The 5,637-nt window shown below is 30.6% G+C and carries 7 protein-coding genes; 2 read left to right on the top strand and 5 right to left on the bottom strand.

Annotation, left to right across the window (positions count from 1 at the left end; translation table 11 throughout):
• Positions 1–118 precede the first annotated feature (118 nt).
• Positions 119–259, bottom strand: a complete 141-nt coding sequence (gene agrD / locus IDG66_RS11235) for a cyclic lactone autoinducer peptide AIP-III precursor (protein ID WP_000735197.1) — start codon at positions 257–259, stop codon at positions 119–121.
• 3 nt (positions 260–262) lie between these two features.
• Entirely contained in the window at positions 263–826 is a 564-nt protein-coding gene (locus IDG66_RS11230; protein ID WP_001105705.1) for an accessory gene regulator AgrB, read from the bottom strand.
• A gap of 289 nt (positions 827–1,115) precedes the next feature.
• On the opposite strand from IDG66_RS11230, the gene hld reads away from it, so the two are divergent.
• Positions 1,116–1,196, top strand: coding sequence for a delta-hemolysin (hld, locus tag IDG66_RS14330; RefSeq protein WP_000046023.1), 81 nt, complete (start codon positions 1,116–1,118; stop codon positions 1,194–1,196).
• A gap of 598 nt (positions 1,197–1,794) precedes the next feature.
• Here the strand turns inward: hld and IDG66_RS11220 are convergent.
• Together IDG66_RS11220 and IDG66_RS11215 are read right to left on the bottom strand one after the other, a co-directional pair.
• A complete protein-coding gene (locus IDG66_RS11220) occupies positions 1,795–2,580 on the bottom strand; it encodes a carbon-nitrogen family hydrolase (RefSeq protein WP_000867941.1) in 786 nt (261 codons plus the stop codon).
• Positions 2,581–2,940: 360 nt separating this feature from the next.
• Positions 2,941–3,567 (bottom strand): nitroreductase family protein, encoded by a 627-nt coding sequence (locus tag IDG66_RS11215; RefSeq protein ID WP_000522384.1) that lies wholly within the window; start codon positions 3,565–3,567, stop codon positions 2,941–2,943.
• A 196-nt stretch (positions 3,568–3,763) separates the two neighbouring features.
• Between IDG66_RS11215 and IDG66_RS11210 the strand changes: the two genes are divergently transcribed.
• A complete protein-coding gene (locus IDG66_RS11210) occupies positions 3,764–4,906 on the top strand; it encodes an SdrH family protein (RefSeq protein WP_000120309.1) in 1,143 nt (380 codons plus the stop codon).
• Positions 4,907–4,930: 24 nt separating this feature from the next.
• On the opposite strand, the gene mroQ is transcribed toward IDG66_RS11210, so the two are convergent.
• The coding region (gene mroQ / locus IDG66_RS11205; protein WP_206172197.1) for a CPBP family intramembrane glutamic endopeptidase MroQ at positions 4,931–5,637 on the bottom strand (707 nt) is incomplete at its 5' end.

Raw genomic sequence — 5,637 nt, 5'->3', positions numbered from 1 at the left:
ATCTTATTCCACTAATAAATGCAGATATAAAGAACATTAATGAAACTTGAACAATTACAAATAAAACGTAATTATAATCATTTAATGCTTCCACTTACTATCACACTTTCTCTTATAGTTATTCGTGTAATTGAGTTAATTCTTTTGGTACTTCAGCTTCGTCCAATAAAAAATCACAATTTATATACGCGGCTCTGTAACCGATGCTGTTGAAAAAGTCAACTAAAAGCTCAATAACTTTGTTGAGTAATTTTTTCATAATTTAGTCCTCCTTTGAATAGTATATTGGTAGTAATGTAATAGCTTGTATAATAATACCCAGTTGAATAAATTGGGTATATGGTTCTTTTACAAAAAGTGTGATAATGAAAAGAATTGTACTAATTATAATTGAAAAATATCTTTTTTGCTTTACAAGCCTCGCTGGGATAGGCTTCTTCTTAGTGGCTGCAGGTGCATATTTAATCACTACTCCAACACTTATTAATGCTAAAAACATCATTAGTGTTTCATTAATATGAAAATGCAATACTAATAGAGGTAGCACAATAAAAAGTGTAATGCTTTCTATATAACACCAAAAAGATGAAGGTGCATGTGCACCATGTGCATACCTTCTAATTAGATAAAACGATATATTAGTAATTAAAGTGAAGATAAAAATGTTTAAAATATAGGCAATAGTATACATAACAATTAATTTACCTATATTTTTAGCTAAGACCTGCATCCCTAATCGTACTTGCAAAAATTGAATATGATCTAAGTTATTTCTCTTTTGAAGATACGTGGCAAACTGGTCAATTTTATTATCAAAATAATTCAATTTTACACCACTCTCCTCACTGTCATTATACGATTTAGTACAATCTTTTATCATTATATTGCCTAACTGTAGGAAATAAATACTTAACTGTTAAATGTAATTTGTATTTAATATTTTAACATAAAAAAATTTACAGTTAAGAATAAAAAACGACTAGTTAAGAAAAATTGGAAAATAAATGCTTTTAGCATGTTTTAATATAACTAGATCACAGAGATGTGATGGAAAATAGTTGATGAGTTGTTTAATTTTAAGAATTTTTATCTTAATTAAGGAAGGAGTGATTTCAATGGCACAAGATATCATTTCAACAATCAGTGACTTAGTAAAATGGATTATCGACACAGTGAACAAATTCACTAAAAAATAAGATGAATAATTAATTACTTTCATTGTAAATTTGTTATCTTCGTATAGTACTAAAAGTATGAGTTATTAAGCCATCCCAACTTAATAACCATGTAAAATTAGCAAGTGAGTAACATTTGCTAGTAGAGTTAGTTTCCTTGGACTCAGTGCTATGTATTTTTCTTAATTATCATTACAGATAATTATTTCTAGCATGTAAGCTATCGTAAACAACATCGATTTATCATTATTTGATAAATAAAATTTTTTTCATAATTAATAACATCCCCAAAAATAGATTGAAAAAATAACTGTAAAACATTCCCTTAATAATAAGTATGGTCGTGAGCCCCTCCCAAGCTCGCGGCCTTTTTATTGTAATAAAGAAGGGAAGAGTTAATCCTCATTATGAGATCCACCGTTAAAATATATGAATAAGTCTAATGTTGGAAAAGGTCAAAAAATTAATCAATTTAATTAAGAAAATCATTCATTTGCAAAGGGCGAAATGGATTCTTACTGAGTTATCTACTATAAAAAAATAAACATAGACTTATGAAAAATCTCTCATAAATCTATGTTTAGTCATGACATGTGTTAATTATTATTTCGGGCGCTTCTTATTTATACAAATCTAATTTAATACTTTTAAATATAGGTATATTTTCGCGTTGCTGTTCTACTTCATTTAAGTTTAAATCTACAGTCAAAATATCTGCGGATTCATTTAATTCTCCAACTAAATCTCCATTTGGGTTTATAACTATCGAATGACCAGCATATTCTGTGTTACCATCGAATCCAGTGCTATTAGTTCCAATGACAAACATATTATTTTCAATTGCACGTGCCTTTAGTAATGAATGCCAATGTTGAAGACGTGACATAGGCCATTGCGCCACATAAAATGCAATTTTAGCACCACTGCGAGCAGGATATCTTAATAATTCGGGAAAACGTAAATCATAACAGATAAGTTGGGTCACATAAGTACCGTCAGACAATTGAAAGGGTTCAGCTACGTTTTCGCCAGCAGTTAAAAATTCATGCTCTCTTAACATAGGAACTAAATGAACTTTGTCGTATTCATTAATTAGCTGGCCACTTTTATTCACACTAAAAGCTGTATTAAATATTTGATAGTTTCTAATGTTAGAAACTGACCCAGCTACGATATCGACTTTATATTTTTCAGCTAAATGTTTAATAAATGAAAAACTTTGTCCTAGATTATTATCTGCTTTTTCATTTAAATGCTCTAAATCATAGCCATTATTCCACATTTCAGGTAAAACGACTACATCTACTTCAGCATTCATATTTTTTTCGAACCATTGCGTTATTTGAGCTTCATTTTTAGAACTATCTCCAAAAATAATCGGTAATTGATAAATTTGGACTTTCATAACATCACATCCTTGATAGATCTTATATATAACTTACTAAAAGTTATGTTGAAACGCAAAAAACGAGCCCAGGACATAAAATCAAAGTCCTAGGCTCTACAATGTTATATTGACAGTAGTTGATGGGGCCCCAACATAGAGAAATTGGAACACCAATTTCTACAGACAATGCAAGTTGGGGTGGGCTCTAACATAAAGAAATACTTTTTCTTTAGAAATTAGTATTTCTTATACATGAGTTTTACTCATGTATTCCTATTCTTAAGTGCACATTAGCAGCGGCTAATGTGTAAGAACTACTACATAATGAATAACTAATGATTCTTTATCATTTCTGTCCCATTCCTAACAATATATTGATTATTTTTTTATTACGAAACGATCTTCCACTGGATTAAATGTTTTTTCGCCAGCAGCTTCACGAATATCACCAAATGGCATTTGAGCAATAAGTTTCCAACTTTTAGGAATATTAAATTCATTTGAAGTCATCTCATCAACAAGTGGATTATAGTGTTGTAATGAAGCACCTATGCCTTTAGTAGCTAATGCAGTCCAAATTGCAAATTGATGCATGGCATTTGTTTGAGTTGACCATATTGCAAAATTATCATAGTAGTTTGGCATTTGTTCTTGTAAACCACTTACAACATCTTGATCTTCATAAAACAAAATTGTACCGTATGAATGTTTGAAGTTATCAATTTTTTGTTCAGTTGGCTCGAAATCACGATTCTCTCCCATGACTTCTTTTAAAATTGCTTTTGTGTTATCCCAAAATTTATTATTGTTGTCATTTAACAAGAGAACAATTCTAGTTGATTGAGAATTAAATGATGAAGGAACATGTTTAACTGCATGTGCAATCATTGATTCTAATTCGTCATCGCTAATTGATATCGAATCTTTCAAATTATATATTGAACGTCTTTCTTCCATTGCATTGTCAAAAGTCATTGCTTTTTTATCTTTTTTAAATAAGCCCATAATTATTGCTCCTTCTTTAGTAAAGAATACTTAATAGACTAAGTATAAAATTTATACTCGTACTTGTAAAGCAATATTTACGAAAATTTCAAGAATATTAATATTCATTTTCAAATTCCAAATATAAATGCATTTTCAACGCATATTTATTATACTTAGATTAATACTTACATGAAAAAGGGAGGTGTCTCGTGAAATGTCATATCATTGGTTTAAGAAAATGTTACTTTCAACAAGTATTTTAATTTTAAGTAGTAGTAGTTTAGGGCTTGCAACGCACACAGTTGAAGCAAAGGATAACTTAAATGGAGAAAAACCAACTACTAATTTGAATCATAATATAACTTCACCATCAGTAAATAGTGAAATGAATAATAATGAGACTGGGACACCTCACGAATCAAATCAAACGGGTAATGAAGGAACAGGTTCGAATAGTCGTGATGCTAATCCTGATTCGAATAATGTGAAGCCAGACTCAAACAACCAAAACCCAAGTACAGATTCAAAACCAGACCCAAATAACCAAAACCCAAGTCCGAATCCTAAACCAGATCCAGATAACCCGAAACCAAAACCGGATCCAAAACCAGACCCAGATAAACCAAAGCCAAATCCGAATCCAAAACCAGACCCTAATAAGCCAAATCCTAACCCGTCACCAGATCCCGATCAACCTGGGGATTCCAATCATTCTGGTGGCTCGAAAAATGGGGGGACATGGAACCCAAATGCTTCAGATGGATCTAATCAAGGTCAATGGCAACCAAATGGGAATCAAGGAAACTCACAAAATCCTACTGGTAATGATTTTGTATCCCAACGATTTTTAGCCTTGGCAAATGGGGCTTACAAGTATAATCCGTATATTTTAAATCAAATTAATAAGTTGGGCAAAGATTATGGAGAAGTTACTGATGAAGACATTTATAATATTATTCGAAAACAAAATTTCAGCGGAAATGCATATTTAAATGGATTACAACAGCAATCGAATTACTTTAGATTCCAATATTTCAATCCATTGAAATCAGAAAGGTACTATCGTAATTTAGATGAACAAGTACTCGCATTAATTACTGGTGAAATTGGATCAATGCCAGATTTGAAAAAGCCCGAAGATAAGCCGGATTCAAAACAACGCTCATTTGAACCGCATGAAAAAGACGATTTTACAGTAGTTAAAAAACAAGAAGATAATAAGAAAAGTGCGTCAACTGCATATAGTAAAAGTTGGCTAGCAATTGTATGTTCTATGATGGTGGTATTTTCAATCATGCTATTCTTATTTGTAAAGCGAAATAAAAAGAAAAATAAAAACGAATCACAGCGACGATAATCCGTGTGTGATTCGTTTTTTTTATTATGGAATAAAAATGTGATATATAAAATTCGCTTGTTCCGTGGCTTTTTTCAAAGCCTCAGGATTAAGTAATTGGAATATAACGACAAATCCGTTTTGTAACATATGGATAATAATTGGAACAGCAAGCCGTTTTGTCCAAACATATGCTAATGAAAAAATGACACCCATGCCAAAATAAACTGGAATAAATTTGAAATCATTATGTGCTAATGCAAATATTAATGAACTTACTGTTGTAGCAATAATAAATGCCACGATACGATTACCTTTAATCGCATTAAATAATTCTCCAAAGATTACTTTTCTGAATACATATTCTTCTAATAAAGGACCAATAATAGATACAAAGAAGATAAATATAGGTATTTTTCGAGCAATAATAATTAGCTTTTCTGTATTAGGACTTACTTGTTGTCCACCATAAATTTGCGTTAATACAATGCTCACTACCATTTGATAAATCATTACCAATGCAAATCCAAGCAATGCCCATGGAATGATATATTTTTTAGGTTCTTTAACTTCTAATTCTAATTTTGTTGGATTTTTAATTTTTAAATTAATTAAAATAATCGTCGTGGCGGCGATTAAAAATAGAACAAGTTGTATGTAAATGACTGCTTTAGTCAGTTCTATGCCACTATATTGTACAAATGGTAATTTTTTTACAATGAGAAGCGGTAAAAATTGAGACAATATATAAA

This window comes from Staphylococcus sp. EG-SA-18, from assembly GCF_017151825.1.
GTDB lineage: Bacteria > Bacillota > Bacilli > Staphylococcales > Staphylococcaceae > Staphylococcus > Staphylococcus aureus.
The sequence above is the reverse complement of the archived record's forward strand: the minus strand, read 5'-3'. Positions and strand labels throughout refer to the sequence as shown.